The sequence below is a fragment of the Thiothrix eikelboomii genome (assembly GCF_900167255.1).
GTDB lineage: Bacteria > Pseudomonadota > Gammaproteobacteria > Thiotrichales > Thiotrichaceae > Thiolinea > Thiolinea eikelboomii.
This window is the reverse complement of sequence record NZ_FUYB01000028.1, coordinates 15,011-33,701: the sequence shown is the minus strand read 5'-3', so window position 1 is coordinate 33,701 and position 18,691 is coordinate 15,011. Positions and strand designations below refer to the sequence as shown.

The window sequence follows — 18,691 nt, the reverse complement described above, 5'->3', positions numbered from 1 at the left end:
CTGTATTGTTACGAATCCCCATGCGGGGTTATGAGGCTGCCCCCGTGGACACAGGTCTTGCCCTTCAACTCGTTACGAATCCCCATGCGGGGTTGTGAGTGGTTTAGATACTGAGATTGACTAACCAGTCAATCAATGGTATTTCATAGGCAATTTTAATACTCGTGAGGCAGTACTATGAAAGCTCAGGCCAAGGCGGTCATTATTGGAGGGGGTGTGGTTGGGGTAAGCACGCTCTATCATCTGGCGCGTAAGGGGTGGACGGATGTGGTCTTGCTTGAGCGCAAAGAGTTGACGTCCGGCTCGACTTGGCATGCGGCGGGCTTATTACCGCTATTTAATATGAGTTATTCTGTCGGCAAGCTGCATCAATATTCAGTCCGTTTCTATCAAGAATTAGAACAAGAAACGGGGCTATCCGTTGGCTTTAGTAAAGTGAGCAATATTCGCCTCGCCTGTACTGAAGACCGCATGGATGAATACCGCTATTACTCAGGTGTGGCTAAAACGGTTGGGGTGGATGTGAAGTTCCTCACGCCGGATGAAGTCAAAGCGATTTGGCCGATGTGCAATACTGAGGGTTTAATTGGCGCCATCCAGCATCCTGAAGATGGCTATATCCAACCGAATGATTTAACCACTGCTTTAGCTAAAGGTGCTCGTGCTCGTGGAGCAGAAATTTATCGCCATACGACCGTCACAGCCATTGAGCAATTAGAGGATGGTCAGTGGTTAGTCAAGACCGATAAGGGAGATATTCATTGCGAGCATGTCATTTCCTGCACGGGTAGTTTCGCACGCAAAACTGGCGATATGGTCGGTTTGGATATTCCAGTGATTCCGGTGGAGCATCAATTTATTGTCACTGAACCGCATCCCGAAATCTTAGCGCGCAAAAAACAAGGTTTGCCTGAGCAAGGGGTGCTGCGTGAATCAGATGCAGGTTATTATCTACGCGAAGAAGCCGGTGGCTTATTGCTAGGGCCTTATGAAAAAGGTGCACCTTGTTGCTATGTGGATGGCCCTGCCCCTGATTGCGAAAACGAATTATTCCAAGAAGATCTCGATCGTTTAATGCCGCATATCGAAGCCTGTATTAACCGTGTCCCTGCCTTTGGTGAAGTCGGTGTGAAATATGTTTACAACGGTGCGATTGCCTATACGCCCGATGGTAATCCGATGGTTGGCCCAGCTTGGGGCTTGAAAAACTTCTGGCTGAATGAAGGTCATAGCTTTGGGATTACTGCCGCTGGGGGAGCGGGTTGGCAATTAGCCGAATGGATCGTCGATGGAGAACCCACCGTTGATATGATGGGGGTCGACCCACGGCGCTTCGGTCCTTATGCTTCACGTGGCTATTTGCGAATTAAAAACGAAGAAGCTTATAGCAATGTTTTTACGGTGCATTATCCGAACGAAGAACGCCCTGCTGCCCGCCCATTAAAAACCACGCCTTGCTATAGTCGCATGCAAGCATTGGGGGCGGTATTTGGGCAAACCTATGGCTGGGAACGCCCCCAATGGTTTGTGCCTGCTGGCTATCAATTAACCCCAGCAGACTTAGATCCACCCGAGGTCTTACTCAATGAAAATCATGGAGCACCCTTAGCCGATGGGCGAATTGTTGAGAAATACTCATTCCGACGCTCGAATTATTTTGAATTTGTTGGTCAAGAGTGCCGCCATGTGATGGAAAAAGTCGGTATTTTGGATATGAGTGCCTTCGCTAAATATGAAGTGACCGGCAAAGGTGCGGAAGCTTGGCTGGAATCTATCTTAGCCAACAAAATCCCACAAACAATCGGCCGGATTGGTCTTTGCCACATGCTGACCAAACAGGGTGGAGTACGCGCTGAGTTCACCGTGTATAAAACTGGCAAGCAGGCCTACTATTTAGTCGGTGCGGGGGCATTTGAGCGCCATGACTATGACTATTTAGAAAAGCTCTGCCCTGAAGATGGCAGCGTAAAACTACAAAAAATCACCACTCAATACGGTGTCTTAGTCATTGCAGGTCCACGCTCTCGAGATTTACTGCAAAAAATCACCGATGCTGATCTGTCCAATGCTAATTTCAAATGGCTGACAGGCAAGAAAATTAACATCGGTGCTGCCCAAGCCCAAGCGTTGCGAGTGAATTTCGTCGGTGAACTTGGTTGGGAATTACATCACCCGATTGAGATGCAAAACTACATTTTCGATCAAGTCATGGCAGCTGGTGCTGAGTTTGATATTAAACCATTTGGGATTCGTGCAATGGACTCGATGCGCTTAGAAAAGTCCTATCGCTTAATTCCCCGCGAAATGTCGATTGAGTATTCCGCATTAGAATCCGCTCTAGGTCGATTTGTACGCTTAGACAAGCCTGATTTTATTGGCAAGCAAGCCCTCATTGATTGGCAAGCGCGGGGTTTCAAAAATGCTTTTGTCACCCTTGAAGTACACGGGGTCACCGATGCAGATGCACGTGGTTCAGAGGTTATTTTCCATCAGGGACAAGTTGTAGGGCGGACGACATCGGGGGGCTACGGCTGGCGAATTGGCAAATCTTTAGCCTTAGGGATGGTTACCCCCGGTTTAGACACCGTAGGTACTCAGTTAGAAATCGAGATTCTCGGTCAACGCTATCCAGCGACGGTGATTATTGAATCACCGTATGATCCTGAGAATGAGCAGTTGCGGGCTTAATTTGGGTCAGGCGTTGGTGAATCTGATGAAGTATTCACCAACTCAAGCTTTAAGACTCAAACTCATTGCCGCTAAATTTCAAGGTATTGCAGTTCTCTTTAATAGCTCGTTGCAAATCCTCATCAAAATCCGTGGTACTAATAGCGTTAATTTCGATGGAAATCGCCACTTTCACTCCAGTGCGGGTCGTAAACTGCTCCACTACTTCATCCATGATTTGCGCGAACTGCATTTTCGCCGTCAACGGGTCAATCGTCACCGAACCGTAAAAGCGCGTTTTAGTCACCGTAGTTGGCGGTGGCGGTACAGGCGGCAAAATAATCGGTGGTTTTGGGTCAATAGGGTCAGGTGTCGGATCAGAGTCGACGGGTGGTCGCGGTGGCGGCTTGATCGACTCACGATAAGCGACAGCAGCCTCGCGCTGAATCAATAACGATGCCGCATCCAATACCACCAGCGCAGGCTTGCCAAAGGTAAACCCAAGGTATTTATCCCCGTCTTGACCGGCAGCAAACCCAAAGTAATCCTCACTCTCCAAGCCTTTGTTCAGTGCGTCGATAAACACCTTGTCGCTGGCAATGCGCGGTAAATACAGATAATGGCAGCAATCTTGCCACACTTTTAACGCACTGATTTGTTGTACACCGTCTTTGAAATACCATTGGTTCAACAGGGTACGTAAATGTACCGGACTCCATTGCGTGATCAACCATTCTTCTTCACGCAATTTTTGCTCAATATCCGCGACCAAACTTTGCGTATTGGCGGAAAGGGATAAGACCTCCCACTGCACGGTTGGCTTGCCCTTGCTCATATCCTGCGTCGGGCATAACAACCATTTGTAGGTTTCCCGTGCCAGTTGCTTCAGGCTTTGCGCCGCCGCATCCGCATTTTTACGCGCCAATTGCACTTGGAACAAATCCAGATTGAGCTTGCCATTGTCGATGTCACTGATGATGCTTTTCCACGCCAAATACGTGCGCCCTTGCTCTTTTAAGAGGCGCATCACCTCATAATCACCGGCGATAAACAACAGGCGATTCTGTTTTTGGCGCGGCTGCTCACCACGTTTGGTGAGTATCTCCTCGGCAGCAGCAAACGCCGCTTTGGTGTCACTTTTTGCGTAAGCCGCCTGCGGGGGCAACACGACCAGCCGCACCCCAGCACCGTATTCATCCGGCACATCCAGTGAGGGGGTAAACACATGGATACCCGCGAAACTGTGTTGCCGCCCAAACAAATTGCCTACCTGTGTTTTTAGCAATGGCTCTAGCGCTTCACGCTCGTTGATGTTCTGGGTGCGGCTTTCCATTTCACGGCGCAAATTAGTGCGGGTATCCAGCCAAAAACGGTCTTGATCAATGTGGCGTTCGGCATACAAGTAATGCAAACGATCCCGTAAGTATTTCAAGACATCCTCAAAAATACCGACAGTTTGTCCCGGTTGGGCGCAACCCAGTAAAATGTGTTCGAGCGAGACACCACGCACTGCTTGATTACTCACCGCTGGCGCACTGCCCAAGAAAATGGTGCGCATGGCACGCCGAGCAGCCTGTACACTGCCAAAACGGGTTTCTGTGCCGTCGAAACGTGCCGGATCGGAACGCGCTCCATCGACTTCTTTTTCCAGCACCGCTTCCCAGCCTTGAGGTAAGTAGTGGATGCTTTTGTTGCGAACCGTGCTGTCATCCAGTGGCAACGAACCGGGCATGATAAGCGCATCCTGATTATTGTCGTTCCACAAGCGGTGGATCACCAGCGCCATGTATTGCAAGACACCACGGGTACGCTGAAATTTGTCCAACGTTGACCAATCTTCATAGAGACGGTCAAAAATTTCTGGGTGAATCGGGTAAGACTGGCACAGCCGCTCAAAATACACGTTGGATTGGGTTTCCAGCGGGAATTTATTGCTATTGGCGCGGTAAAAATCGTGGAATTGGCGGCTGATGCCTTCCACTTCGGCACGTTCTCCGGCATGGGCAAACAAGCGGCGGCGCACGATTTCAAATGCCTCGGTGCTGGCAACCGGTTTCCACACCGATTCGACACGAGCGAAGTATTTTTCCAAGGAATTGAGGGCGCGTTGCCCCATGTCGCCGCCCACCTCTAGGCTTGACTCAGGCAACGAAGCCAGCAGGATGGCATTAGGAACCGCCTTCATCGCTTCAGTAAGTGCCTGAATAAAAGATAGGTTGGAATCAAAAGTTCCAGCTTTATAGCTCTTACCTAACTCAAATTGGCGCAGATAAGCTGTTAATTCGTCTATTAACACCACGCATGGGGCTGCTCTGTTTAGCAATTCAATCAGAACACCTTTGCCCGGTGAGGTTCCCATTTCGTGGGACTCTTTAAGTAGGGAAAGTCCTTCATCACCAAGTAGTTGCCAGGCCAACTCACCCCATAAAGTAGTGACTTTCTGACCATCGCTTTTAATTTGCTCTTGGCTGGGTGCAAGGTGAATCCCATCAATCACAGCAACCTTGGCGCGGGGCAAATCATGAATTTTGGCCGCATCCAACAGTGGTGGAATGCCTTCGAGCTTATCGGTACTGACACTGCGGGAAGCGAGATGGTAGACCGCCAGCATCGTGTGGGTTTTGCCGCCCCCGAACGCAGTTTGTAACTGAATCACTGGGTCGCCGCCCTGCCCCGCCAAGCGTTGCGCGACGGAAATCAGCAATAGGCGCATCCCTTCGGTGATGAAGGTGCGGGAAAAGAATTTCTCGGCATCCTGATATTCGGGGGTTGCTTTACCGGCGGCGACTTGGGAAATATCCGCCGCAAATTCGGCTTGCTGGAATGTACCTTCAAGTACATCTTTGTGCGGGCGGGCGATTTCACGCCAAGGTTTCAGGCTCATGCAGCATTCCTCGAATTAACGATGGGTTGATTTATGATGATACAAGTTTACGCAAGAATTCACTAATGACAAAAACCCGCGTGGTCTTCATCTAAAACCCCATTCCTATCTGTTCATCAATATGCCCGGTTTCGAGCGATGCCGCTACTATCGCGCTCCATGCGCTGATGAGTTCGTTGTAGGCGCGGGCGTCGTCTGCCCATTTTTTGCGTTCGCACAGGGTGTAGAGGTGGTAGGCGAGTTGGCGGATGGCTTCGCCGCGTGTGGGCATTCGTGCCAATAGGCTTCCGGCTGCGGTTTCGCCTTGTTGGTTGAGGGCGCGGATCAGGTGGTGGGTGGCTTCCCAGATGGGCATACGGTTGTCGGTTTCGGGGTTCCAGTCGCTGGGGTATTCTGCCCATTTGAAGAGGCGGACTTTGCCGCTGCCGGATTCGATCACGCCTGCGCTGTGGACTCCGGCGACGGATGTGCCTTTGGCGCGGGCGAGGGTGTCGGCTTGCCCGAAGTCGCCTGCTGCCCAGCCGTATTGGTCGAACCAGCTTGAGCAGAACAGGGTGTCGGCGTCGAAGTTGCCGCTGTCGGGGTTGAGGTAGTCGGTGATTTCGCGGTTGATCATGATGAGCGCGTCGTGGACGCTCATGGTGCTGCCGTCCTGGTTTAGCACGGCGGCGTATTGGGAGAAGATTGCCATGCCGGGGCCGATGGCGGCTTGGGCAAGGTCAACTGGGGCGATGGGGGAACGTCCGGTTTCGCCGCCGATCATGGTTTCTAGGGCTTCGGGCATGACGTTGCGCAACTCACGCTGAAACTCCCGCCGTGAAATCGTCTCCGCTGCCATCTTGCGCTTACGACACACCAAAATAATGGATGAAGCTAAAGCGTTTGTACCATTTCCAATAACTCGTCCTTGCTTTTCCGTCCTCATTGGCCATGTGCCGTCAATCGAGAATCCGGCTTTAATCACCGCTTCAAGGAAGGTTTCCCAGCCGGTGCTGCTGGTGCTGTCGTCTTTGGTTTCGGCTTGTTTAAAGGCGTAATAAATGGAAACCGGAAACGCGGGATGTGCTTGTTCTGCCAGATTGCCAATGGCTTTGGTCATGCCTTGCAGGAAGAAGGTCTCCGCTTTTTCTTTGTTGCCGTGGCGGTAAGGGGTAGCAACCAATTCTTCGGCTTTGGGAACCGCCATTGTTGCAAACAGATTCGGGTAAATCGGGCGTAATGAACGGCGCAACCAGACATAAAAGAAGTCAGATAAATCCGCGTACCCTATATTGTCATAATAAGGCGGGTCAGTCGAAACAACTTTATTTAAACTAATAGACTGAGATGAAGCATCCATTTGAAATGCAAAGCTTAGAGCACCATTTTCTGGCAAATTCAAAAGACTTTTCCAAACCCAATCTGATGAATTGCCAATCCAATTTCCACATGAAGTAGAAAAAGGATTTACTTCCGCATAATCCCATACCATCGGCAAGGCTTGCCGTGCAAACGTATTCCTAGTTGCATCCACTTGGTTTCGCCATGATGCTAGAGAACTCCAAGCGTCTGCTCCTCGACTTACACCAAAACCTAAGAATACACAAAGTGCATCGCCGTAGGCAGTTGCTCCCATTCCGCCTGCATCAATCCCCACGCCATCATCCGCCATGCCTGCGGCTTTGGCATCGGCAATGACCTTGGTTCTGGCTTCCTGCACCAAATCCGAGAACGTGGTGAGGGCAACGAGTTGGCGCGGGGTGAAAAGGTCGCTAAACTTAGTTAAACCATATAACGGCGTAAACATTGATCGTTTATCTGGTGGTATATCTGTTTCAGGCTTCCATGTCGGTATTGCTGATTTAGCAAGCACATCCATTTCATCACTAGGATTTAAATAAACACGCCCTTTTCTTCCTTCAGCTACGACCGCCATAAGTTTCGCCCCCATCCGACCCGCCATGCCTTCGCCTTTAATATGCTTCCCATCAATCGGTGTATTAGAAAGCAAGCAGGTAAAGTTAGCTCCTCTGGCAGCTTTTGTGCCGTCTTTGGCGGCGGCAGGTGGTTTGCTGGTGCGGATGGCGAAGTGGTAGCGGTCGCCGTCAATGATCGGTTCCACCCACGACTCTTTGCCTGCCTTGCTGGAAAGGATAAAGCTCGACACCAGCGGTACATCAACGTGCGAAAACGCCGGATTCGGGCTTTTCACGGTACGCGCCCACAGCCACGCAATCACCGTCAGCTTGTCACCCACGTAAGGCTTGAGATCAGCGCGATCTTGCGCCATCGCCGCCGTCACTTCCACCTGCGGATACAAATGCCCAATGCGCTGAAATGCCTGCTCCCGCATCCAATGCCCATAACGGCGCACATCTTCCGCCAAGCCCCGCGCCCCGCTCCAATCCTCCAGCGTCTTCACCTGCTTTTCAGCCGCCGGAATCGCCCCCACCGGCGCACGCCCTGCAAACTTGGGCGGAATCTCGATCATCGCCTTATTGATCATCACCGCCACCGGATTCAAATCCGACGCATACGCTTCCAACCCCAACCGCTGCGCCTCCAACGGAATCGCACCCCCACCCGCAAACGGATCGTGAAACGCTGGCAATTTTTCCGGGTTAAACAACTCGGCAGCGTCAGGATGCTTACGGTTCAACTGACAAGTCTCCCGCCAGCTCTCCCAAATCGCCGCCCGGGCGCGTTGCAACACCTCCTCGTTATTGGTGTTTTCCCACAGCACCAACTCACGGATGATCTGGAACAAGGTTTCACGCTTGGCTTCAATCTTGCGCTTGGTTGCATTGAAACGCTTATCCCCCGTCTCCGTCTCGCCGGGGTCATTCACCATCTGCGCAAACAACACCGCCCGCGCTGCCGCCAACGGGCGACGCGCCCACCACAAATGCAAGGTGGACGGATGCCCATGCCGGATGGATTTCTCACGGGCAGCCGCCACGTTAATGTCATCCAGCGGCAGGGCGACTTCAATGAGTTTTTTCGGGGAGAAGATGGGGGGTGTCATAGCAATTCCGGTGCGTGTTCTTGTAACAAGGGTTCAGCTATCCGCCCAAAACGCTGGCGGGTTGCACTGAAAAAGCGGCTGAGTTTGCCAGATGTCGGCAATAGGTCAATAGCGGCTAAATCTTCCAGCGAATTATCATTGTCCAGATGCTCGTCAATGAGCTTATCCAACTCATCCAGCCAGTTTTTGCGCTGAACCAACAGATAAGGCGCATTCAGGTTAAGCAAATCAATGGTGTATTGTGCCTGTTGGGTTTCATTTACCGACAGGTTCGCAGCCGCAACAACCCGACCATCTGACAGATAGGCAAAAAAACGCAAGCAATCACTTTGCAAACAGGAAACAAACAAAGCAGCGTTATATTCGCTTAATTTGGCATGACCACCAAAAAGATCAGCCTTAGCGCGACCCTGCAAATCAGCATCAGCCAAGGCACATAACACCAGATTACTGAAATCAAACGTGCGTTGTGGATAACGACTTTTGGGTTGTACGTGTTCAATGTGCGTACCCAAGCCAGCCTGATCCGGGCGTAGTTCGGTATAGGCACACAAGCCGTATTGCTCGTCCTCCAAAAAACACGTTACCGCAGGTTTATGCCCAAAACAGCTCCAGCGGCTGGTAGCTTCATCTGCGGTTTGGGGTGGATTGACATGAGCTTGCTCCAGATGTCCCCCGCCGAAAGTACGTTTACGGATAAATATCATCTACCCAACACCCTTTGGCGGCGAATGCTGCGCTCGACCTTTTCCAGTTGCGGGTGATGCGGGCTTAAGGATTGCTTTAATGCCGCCAGCAAACGCTGGGCTTCAGTGTCGTCGGACAAGCCTTGGTCTACTAGCTCAGTCAAACGTTCCAACTGGGCTTTTTCTGGTACAGGTGGCTGTGGGTCAACGTGCATAATGGCTTGCAATACATCGTTGCTTGGCTCGCCATACGAATCTGCCAATGGCTCAGAGACGGTCATTTGCCCCGCTTCATTCGTACCCAACAGACGGATATTTTCACGGTGTACCGTCGATAACACCTGCGGGCTGTGGGTGGTGACAATGAGCTGGATGTTGGGGAATGCCCTGCGCAAGGAAGCAATTACCCGTTGCTGCCATTGTGGATGCAAGTGCATGTCCACTTCGTCAATCATGACAATGCCCGGTGACTTGACTGATGCATCCCTACCGAACTGAGGGTTCAACTTAGTGCAACGCCACGCCAGATCAGCCGTCAGCGAAATCATGGCGCGAACCCCATCACTCAGCAGGCTAACGGGTAAAATGCCATGATCAGGATGAGACATCGCCAGTTCTTCATGCTGAAAACTGTAATGGAAGTTACGCCAGCCTTCTTCAGCTAATAGGTGCTCTACTGTCACTTTGATATTGTCTACCTGTGCTGGCAAGTTGCTTTGCTCATAACCCGGTATTTCCTCTTGTTGCCGGACTCCCAACGTTGCTTTCGTCATCCATTGCTGTATCTGAACAAAGCTAGATGCTGATGACAAACAATCTTCATACCCCATAGCGCGGCTTTCACTGAGTACTGCTTTACGACTCATATCCTTATGCGCTTTCCACAAACGCCCAGTACTGTAGTAGGCAACCACTGGCAATGGATCATCACTTAGCTCACGCATTAACGCCTGCAACTGCTTTCCGTATTCCGTCAGCTCACTTGCATCCTTAGTAGTGGTTTTGTTCTTAGCCCCCATTAACTGCCGCAATACATCCATCTTGGGTTTGGAAAAATTAGCCATTATTTCAACTGGATAGCGTTGTTCGCTCGATACCCGTTCAGTAGTTCTGACATAGCGGGCATCACTTCGATCAATACCTTTGCCTTTGCCAAGATCAAATGCACCAACAAATGTCCCCAAGGCAATGGTGACGGCATCCAGTAACGTGGTTTTTCCCTGACCATTACGCGCCACAATGACAGTCAATTCGTCATGGAAATCAATGCTCAGATTTTCAAAGCGGCGGAAGTTCTTTAGCCGCAGTGTTTTCAGAATCATAGGGTTCGCTCCGGTGTAACAGCCTTAGAGAGTAACTCACTCAACTCATAGTTAACACTGGCAACCCCAAAATCAGGCTCGATACGGAAGGGATTGGGAATATAAACCGGGGCTTGGTGCGTCTCACCGTCGACAATCACCACCGCCAACCAGAATTTATCCGCTTGATTGAGGGCGTAGACAATTTCATTGCGGCTCACGGTGATTGTCGTTTGCCCTTGGGAACGCCCTTTCACTTCGATATGGCGGTCAGGCAGGATAGAGCCATCCGCATTCACCGGGGGTCGAGAGGTAATATCCCAGCCGCACTTTTCCGCTGATACATCCTTAACGCTGTAACCTAACGCCTGTTCCGTGGCAATCACCGCGTTCATGGCAATCCGCTCAACCCGCGCCCGTGCTTGCGCATCCACCGCAAATTGGCTTTCACCCTTACGGTACGCCAGCAACCCTTGCGGAATCAGCAATGCGCCCCCAATCACCACGGGCGTGCTGGACACCACGTTTTTCATCGCCGCCAACTCGGTTTCGCGTTGTTGCAAACGGGCACTGAGCTCTTCGGCTTTACGGCGGAATTGTTCTGGCACCATGCGCGGCTGTTTACCTGCTTCTACATCCGCATGCAACTTGAGGTAACGATCTTGTTGGTAGCTGATTTCTTTGACTAAACGTTCGCGCACAGCGGCATGAATCTTGTCTGCTTGGCGAATCCGGCGCGTTTTGACTTCCGCATAATGCTCAGGGACAAGCGCCTGTGATGCATAATCCAACGCCACCACGTCCAAGGGTTGGGTAAGCCATGCACCCTGCACAATATCGCCGACCAGCTTGTAATCCGCCGCAGCCAAGGGTTGCAAATCCAGATGCGGCGCATAGCCTGCGTGGGTAGCCGTGCCTTGCTCATCCAGCATCACAAACTGCAAACGCCGTGACACCACCAGCGCATCACTGCCCGCTTCCCGCACCGCATGTTCAATCATGAACAACACTTTAGGGGTAATGCTGTCATCATTGGGGTCGAGTAAAACTGCGCCTTGTTTCAATTTGGCACGATGTGCTTCCAGCACCAGATCAGTGGTAGCGTGCATTAAGGGATGAGCGGGGTGCAGTAAATCCGCCATTGGTTTACCCGTTTGGCGTACTTGCTGCTTTTCAAAACAAATGCGTTCGTATTTGCGCAATACAGGGGTGCGGGTTTCGCCAATAATCCGGTCACGTTCACGAATCGCCGCCGGTACATGGCGCACTTCATAACGCCCGGTTTCCCGTTGGCGTAATTCGCCGCCCAAGGTTTGAAAGGCTTCGCTGAAAAAAGCGCGGATAAAATACGGCTGAAGTTTGCGGGCTTCGGCTTTTTCCATCTCTTCTTTCACCGCAAACAATTCATCCAAACCCATGTGCTGCTCAACCAAGGCATTGCGGCGCAAGATTTCCTTCAGATGATCCGCATCCAAAGCATCGTGAATCACTTGATCCATTTTCGCTTTGGTGGCGGGGTCTTCACCGTAACGAATGGCTTCCAGCAACAGGTCTTTCAGCGAGACATTATCAAACGCCTCACCCAACACATCGAAGACTTTACCGCCCAATGCCGCACGTTCGGTTTCGATTTTGTCGAACAGCTTCTGGAATACCTCACCCTCGCGGGTTTGATTAGCGACGATATTCCACAAATGGCACACTTCGGTTTGCCCAATGCGGTGAATGCGCCCAAAGCGTTGTTCCAATCGGTTGGGGTTCCACGGCAAGTCGTAATTCACCATCAGGTTAGCGTTTTGCAGGTTCACGCCCTCGCCTGCCGCATCGGTGGCAATCAACACCAATACATCGGGATAATTACGGAATTCCTCCTGAACTTTGCGGCGCTCATCGCGGTTCGTGCCACCGTAGATAATACGCACCGCTTCCGGCTTACCCAGCAAGTCGGTAATCCGGGTCAGCAGGTAGTTCAGGGTATCTTTGTGTTCGGTGAAAATGATCAGCTTGCGCCGACTGCCCGCAGCGGTATACATCTCAGGGCGGTCTTGCAACAAATAGGAGAGCTGTTCCCATTTTTTATCACTCCCCGAACGCACCACCGCCAAGGCTTGTGATTCCAGTGCTTGTAGGCTGAAAATTTCCGCTTCTAATTCTTGAATGGTTTCAGAAGCAGTGGCTTGATCCACCACTTGCTCGGTATACAACTCGTACTCTTCGGCACTGAGTTCTTCCTCTAACTCATCGAGATTGTCGGGTAAATCCAGTTTCACTGATTTTTTGACGCTGTACTCTTCCAGTGTTTCCGCTACATGATCCCGCAAGGCTGACTTGCCGCGAGCTTCAAGCTTGGTGTCTTCCAGCCGTTGTTCCAAACGTTTGCGACGGCGTTTGAGTGATTGGTAAATCGCTTCCGGGCTAGAAGCCAAACGGCGTTGCAATTGGGTTAAGGCAAAACCGACTGTATTCTTTTTCTTGCCATTGAGTTTATCGGCCCGGTTCATTTCCTCACGCACATACGCCGTCACCCGCTCATACAAGGCTTCTTCTTGCGGGGAAAGCTGGTAATTGGCGGTGTAGGCGCGGCGTTCGGGGAATAGCGGTTTGCCGTCAAACTTGAGCAATTCTTCTTTCACCATGCGGCGCATCATGTCGGAGACATCAACCTTATGCGCTCCTTCGCGGAATTTACCGTAAAAGCGGTCGCTATCCAGCAACGACAACCAAATCTGGAAATCCGCTTCTTTGCCATTGTGAGGTGTCGCGGTCATCAGCAAAAAATGTCGGGTAATCGAACCCAGCAACTCACCCAGCACAAAGCGTTTGGTTTTATTAACCTTGTTGCCGAAGTAGTTGGCGGATAGCTTGTGCGCCTCATCGACGATAATCAAATCCCACTCGGTTAACGCCAACTTTTCCTGAAACTCTTCACTACGCGACAATTGGTCAAGACGGCAAATCAACTGGTTGGCTTCATCAAAGTAATTGCCGGAGGTGCATTGCTCCTGTTTTTCGCGGCTAAAAATATCAAACGACACCCCAAACTTTTCCAGCAATTCGTCTTGCCATTGCTCGGTAAGCGAACCGGGCGACACAATCAGAATGCGCTTGGCATCGGCACGCATTAATAACTCACGAATCAGCAAACCCGCCATAATGGTTTTACCCGCGCCGGGGTCATCCGCCAACACAAAACGCAACGGTTGCTTGGGGAGCATGTATTCGTAAACGGCAGAAATCTGGTGCGGCAACGGTTCAACGTTGGACGTATGCACCGCCATCATCGGGTCAAATAGTGAGGCTTGGGAAATCCGGTAGGCTTCCAGCCCTAACTTAAAATCCGCACCTTCCGCATCAAACGCCCATGGGCGACCTACATCCGCCAGTTCTAAGCGCAGCTCATCCGAGCGGAACAACATTTGCTCGCCCAAGCGACCTTGGTTATCTTTGTAATAGACGGTAATAGCAGACTCGCCAACCGGTTCTACCTGTACAATACGCACAATAGCGTTGGTCTGGATACCACGGACTTGGGCATCTTTTTTGATGTCTTCGAGTTTCAGCATCTTTTTCTTAACCCACCCAAACCCGCGCATTTCTAAACATCCGCAACCACGGGCCATCCTCGAGCCAATCATCAGGCCGCCATGAATGTTGTACTGCACGGAATACCCGCTCTGGATGTGGCATCATTGTGGTGAAGCGCCCATCTTGCGTGGTTAAACCTGTAATCCCTAACGGTGAACCATTAGGATTTTCGGGATAATGCTCGGTCGCTTGGCCATAATTATCGACATAGCGTAAACCTACCAAGCCCTCGGCTAATACTTGCTCAGGGCTAGAAGTATCAAACACTGCTCGCCCTTCCCCATGCGCCACAGCAATTGGTAGCATCGAGCCTGCCATACCTTGCAGGAATAAGGACGGTGACTCTACGACCTCAACCCTAGCCAATCGTGCTTCAAATTGCTCAGAGGCATTCCGATAGAAACGCGGCCAATGCTTAGCACCTGGAATCATCTCACGCAATTGCGAGAGCATCTGACAACCATTGCAAACCCCTAAGCCAAACGAATCAAGCCGCGCAAAGAAAGCTGCAAACTCATCGCTCGCCCGTGAATTCAGGAGAATGGTCTTAGCCCAGCCCCCGCCTGCACCTAAGACATCACCATAAGAAAACCCTCCACAAGCGACTAAGCCCTTGAAGTTTTTCAGGCTTACTCGTCCACGAATAATATCGGTCATGTGCACATCAATCGCTTTAAAGCCCGCACGATCAAAAGCCGCCGCCATTTCAATCTGCCCATTCACGCCTTGCTCACGCAAGATGGCGACACTAGGGCGCACGCCCGTATGAATAAAAGGTGCGGCAATATCTAAATCCTGATCAAAACTCAGCTTTAGGCTTAAGCCCGGATCATTAACCTCTGCAATCCGCTCAAACTCTTGGGCAGCACACTCTGCATTATCACGCAAAGCTTGTAGGCGATAACTGGTTTCAGACCACAACTGCTGCAAATAACTACGGGGCAGCCGCAAGACTTCATCATGACCAAAGGTTAAAACCAATTCGTCCGTCTCATTCAATTCACCAATCACATGCACATGATGCCCCAGACCTGCCTCGCGGAATACCGCCAGCACCGTATCCGTGTCGCAATGGCAAACTTGCAGCACCACCCCTAACTCTTCACTAAATAAAGCAGGCAAGACCTGATCAGCCAGCTCACCCAAATGAGCATTCAGACCCACATGCCCCGCAAACGACATTTCAGCTAAGGTCGCCAATAAGCCCCCATCAGAACGATCATGATAGGCTAAAATGAGCTGCTCATTCCGTAGCTCTTGAATGGCCTCAAAGAAATCCTTCAGGGCTTGTGGATCATCCAAATCAGGCGCGTAATGTCCGACCTGACTATAGACTTGTGCTAAAGCGGAAGCAGCTAAGCGATTTTTACCCTTGCCTAAATCCACCAAAATTAAATCCGTATCCCCCTGATCAGTACGTAATTGCGGGGTTAAGGTTTTACGGACATCTTGGACTGGGGCAAAACCTGAAATAATCAAGGATAAAGGTGCTGCCATTTCTCGGGGCGTATCAGCTTGCTGCCAAACCGTTTTCATAGATAAAGAATCTTTACCGACCGGAATCGCAAGGCCTAAACGCGGGCACAGCTCCTCACCGACAGCGCGCACCGTATCAAACAGTGCCGCATCCTCACCCGGATAGCCAGCGGCTGCCATCCAATTAGCGGAAAGACGAATATCACTGAGCTTGGCTATATCAGCCGCCGCCATATTGGTAATCGCCTCACCAATGGCCATCCGCCCTGAAGCGGGTGGGTCAACTAAAGCAAGCGGTGTGCGTTCACCCATCGCCATTGCCTCGCCGGTATAGCCCACATAATCGGTTAAAGTCACCGCAACATCCGCCACTGGGACTTGCCACGGCCCAACCATTTGATCACGCGCCACCATTCCAGTAATGCTGCGATCACCGATGGTAATCAGAAAAGCTTTGGAAGCGACCGCAGGCAGGGTTAACACCCGCTCAACAGCTTCACGCAGCTCTATACCCTCGAGCTTAAGTTCGGGCTTATGGAAAGTCTGATGGTGCACATCCCGTAGCATCTTTGGTGGCTTACCCAACAGCACATTCATCGGTAAGTTGACTGGGTAATTATCAAATAACGAGTCGCCGACCAAGAGCTGCTGATCAAGGGTAGCTGTGCCGACGAGCGCATAAACAGCGCGTTCACGCTCACATAACTCACGAAATAGTGCTAGACGCTCCTCAGCAATCGCCAAGACATAACGCTCTTGCGCTTCATTACACCAAATCTCCATCGGCGCCATGCCCGGCTCATCGTTTGGCACCGTGCGCAGCTCAAACTTACCGCCTCGCCCTGCATCATGAATGATTTCAGGAATCGCATTGGAGATCCCCCCCGCACCCACATCATGAATGGATAGAATCGGATTGTTTTTGCCCATCGCCACACAGCGATCAATCACCTCTTGGCAACGACGCTGCATTTCGGGGTTACCACGCTGCACCGAGGCAAAATCTAACTGCTCACTACTTGCACCGGAAGCCATTGATGAAGCCGCCCCGCCCCCTAAACCAATTAACATTGCAGGCCCACCGAGTACCACAATCGGCGTACCTTCCGGGAGCTTTTTCTTCTCTATATGCCCTGCACGGATATTCCCCATCCCCCCAGCGATCATAATCGGTTTATGATAACCCCGTAGCTCTAAACCTTTCGCGCCCGGTACTTCTTGTTCAAAGCTACGGAAATAACCCGCAAGATTCGGGCGACCAAATTCATTATTGAAAGCGGCTGCCCCAATCGGGCCTTCCAGCATAAGGTCTAAAGCAGAAACAATACGCTCTGGCTTACCGAAATCACGCTCCCACGGGCGCGGAAAATCCGGCAGCTTTAAATTCGACACTGAAAAACCGCATAAACCTGCTTTCGGTTTAGAGCCAATGCCAGTCGCACCTTCATCACGAATCTCCCCACCTGAGCCAGTCGCAGCTCCAGGGAAAGGCGAAATTGCCGTCGGGTGATTATGCGTCTCGACTTTCATTAAAATATGCACTGGCTCATGCGTGTAGTGATACTCGTGGCCTTCTCCATTAGGCATAAAGCGGGTCGCATCAAACCCTTCAATCACCGAAGCATTATCTTTATAGGCCGATAAAATCCCCTGCGGTGTCTGTTGATAGGTATTGCGGATCATGGCAAATAGCGATTTATCTTGGGTTTTGCCATCAATAATCCAATCAGCATTAAAAATTTTATGGCGGCAATGCTCAGAATTAGCTTGGGCAAACATCATCAGCTCGACATCGGTCGGATTACGCCCTAATTCAGCATAGTTTGCGGCTAGATAATCAATTTCATCCACCGATAGTGCCAATCCCCATGCTTGATTGGCATGGGCTAAAGCAGCACGCGCATCACCGGAAATATCCACATATCGCAAAGGTGCTGGCTCAGCATGACTAAAGAGCACGATCGCATCTTGATAATCATTGAACACGGTTTCAGTCATTCGATCATGCAGGGTTTGACTGATTTTTGCTTGCTCCGCATTCGTCAATGCAGCCGTTGTCTCAAGCGTATAGGCCAGCCCACGCTCAACACGCTCCACTACCGTCAGACCGCAGTTATGCACAATGTCAGTCGCCTTACTCGACCACGGCGAGATGGTGCCGGGACGAGGTGTGACTAAAAAGAGTAAACCCGTTGGCAAACCAACCGACTGTTCTTCTCCATAGTCCAGTATGCTTGTTAGCTGAGTCTGCTCGCTCTCAGTCAGTTCGCGGGTACTTCGCACAAAATGAATATAAGAGGCTTGAATGGCAATCAACGTCGGCACGAGGGCTTGTAGGGCAGTTAAGAGCTTGTTTCGACGGAAATTGGAAAGGGCAACACTACCGGGAAGGATCAGCATGAGGTCAAATCGCCTATTATTTCTAAAGTAAATATGATACCGAAAGACGGAAGGACATGACAGAGTGCTGGCAAATGCATATAATGTACGCTTCCACCAGTTGGGTGATCAGTGGGGGCGACATGGCTTCGACGTGGGTTACAAAACTTGGGGAGCATGCAGTGGGTGTGGTGACCACTTAAACACTAGTCACAAAAAATAGTCGCAAACGACGACTCTTACGCTCTCGCAGCTTAATAACCTGCCGATAGCTGTCTGACCGAGGCCGTGCTTATGCGTTCGGGTTTCAGGCATCATCTAACATAAGATCGCGCTTACGTTTGTTCAGGGCAAGAGTGCTAAAACCAAACTGAAACAGCCTGCAAGCCAGCCTGTCAATCGGCGGGATGCGGGTTAAACAAAAGATTGAATAAGCATGTAGCGCCTTCAAGCAGCGGATTTGCGGACGGGGGTTCAATTCCCCCCGCCTCCACCACTTTAAAATCTAATCTAGACCCTTCCAGACCAGCTAAGACCTTATTAAATAAGGGTTTTAGCCTATCTGAGATAAATCATCAGTTAGTCTCAGATGGTCTAGAGCAGTCTCCGTTATGCCACAAATTTGCCACATTTCCACCGCGAACTAAGCAAGAGTCTAATCACTCTTCTGCTAAGTATGATGACTTACACCATACAATTCTCAGTGATC

At 50.9% G+C, this 18,691-nt stretch carries 7 protein-coding genes and 1 other RNA gene; 2 read left to right on the top strand and 6 right to left on the bottom strand.

Annotation, left to right across the window (positions count from 1 at the left end; all coding sequences use genetic code 11):
• Positions 1 to 177: 177 nt before the first annotated feature.
• Entirely contained in the window at positions 178 to 2,688 is a 2,511-nt protein-coding gene (locus B5D50_RS18555) for a GcvT family protein (protein WP_078924155.1), read from the top strand.
• Positions 2,689 to 2,737: 49 nt separating this feature from the next.
• On the opposite strand, the gene B5D50_RS18550 is transcribed toward B5D50_RS18555, so the two are convergent.
• From B5D50_RS18550 to purL, 6 genes are all read right to left on the bottom strand, one after another.
• Complete coding sequence (locus tag B5D50_RS18550; protein ID WP_078924154.1) at positions 2,738 to 5,551, bottom strand: ATP-binding protein; 2,814 nt, start codon at positions 5,549 to 5,551, stop codon at positions 2,738 to 2,740.
• Positions 5,552 to 5,642: 91 nt separating this feature from the next.
• Positions 5,643 to 8,555 carry a DUF1156 domain-containing protein gene (locus B5D50_RS18545; protein WP_078924153.1) on the bottom strand — a complete coding sequence of 971 codons (2,913 nt, stop codon included), beginning with the start codon at positions 8,553 to 8,555 and terminating at the stop codon, positions 5,643 to 5,645.
• Positions 8,552 to 9,262 carry a retron system putative HNH endonuclease gene (locus B5D50_RS18540; protein ID WP_078924152.1) on the bottom strand — a complete coding sequence of 237 codons (711 nt, stop codon included), beginning with the start codon at positions 9,260 to 9,262 and terminating at the stop codon, positions 8,552 to 8,554. Before B5D50_RS18540 ends, B5D50_RS18545 begins: the two co-directional genes overlap by 4 nt.
• Entirely contained in the window at positions 9,259 to 10,563 is a 1,305-nt protein-coding gene (locus B5D50_RS18535) for an AAA family ATPase (RefSeq protein ID WP_078924151.1), read from the bottom strand. Before B5D50_RS18535 ends, B5D50_RS18540 begins: the two co-directional genes overlap by 4 nt.
• A complete protein-coding gene (locus B5D50_RS18530) occupies positions 10,560 to 14,105 on the bottom strand; it encodes a protein NO VEIN domain-containing protein (RefSeq protein ID WP_078924158.1) in 3,546 nt (1,181 codons plus the stop codon). Before B5D50_RS18530 ends, B5D50_RS18535 begins: the two co-directional genes overlap by 4 nt.
• Positions 14,106 to 14,112: 7 nt before the next feature.
• On the bottom strand, positions 14,113 to 18,003 hold the full coding sequence (purL, locus tag B5D50_RS18525; protein ID WP_078924150.1) for a phosphoribosylformylglycinamidine synthase: 3,891 nt from the start codon (positions 18,001 to 18,003) through the stop codon (positions 14,113 to 14,115).
• A gap of 113 nt (positions 18,004 to 18,116) precedes the next feature.
• On the opposite strand from purL, the gene ssrA reads away from it, so the two are divergent.
• Positions 18,117 to 18,478: a transfer-messenger RNA gene (ssrA, locus tag B5D50_RS18520) on the top strand.
• The last annotated feature ends 213 nt before the right edge of the window (positions 18,479 to 18,691 follow it).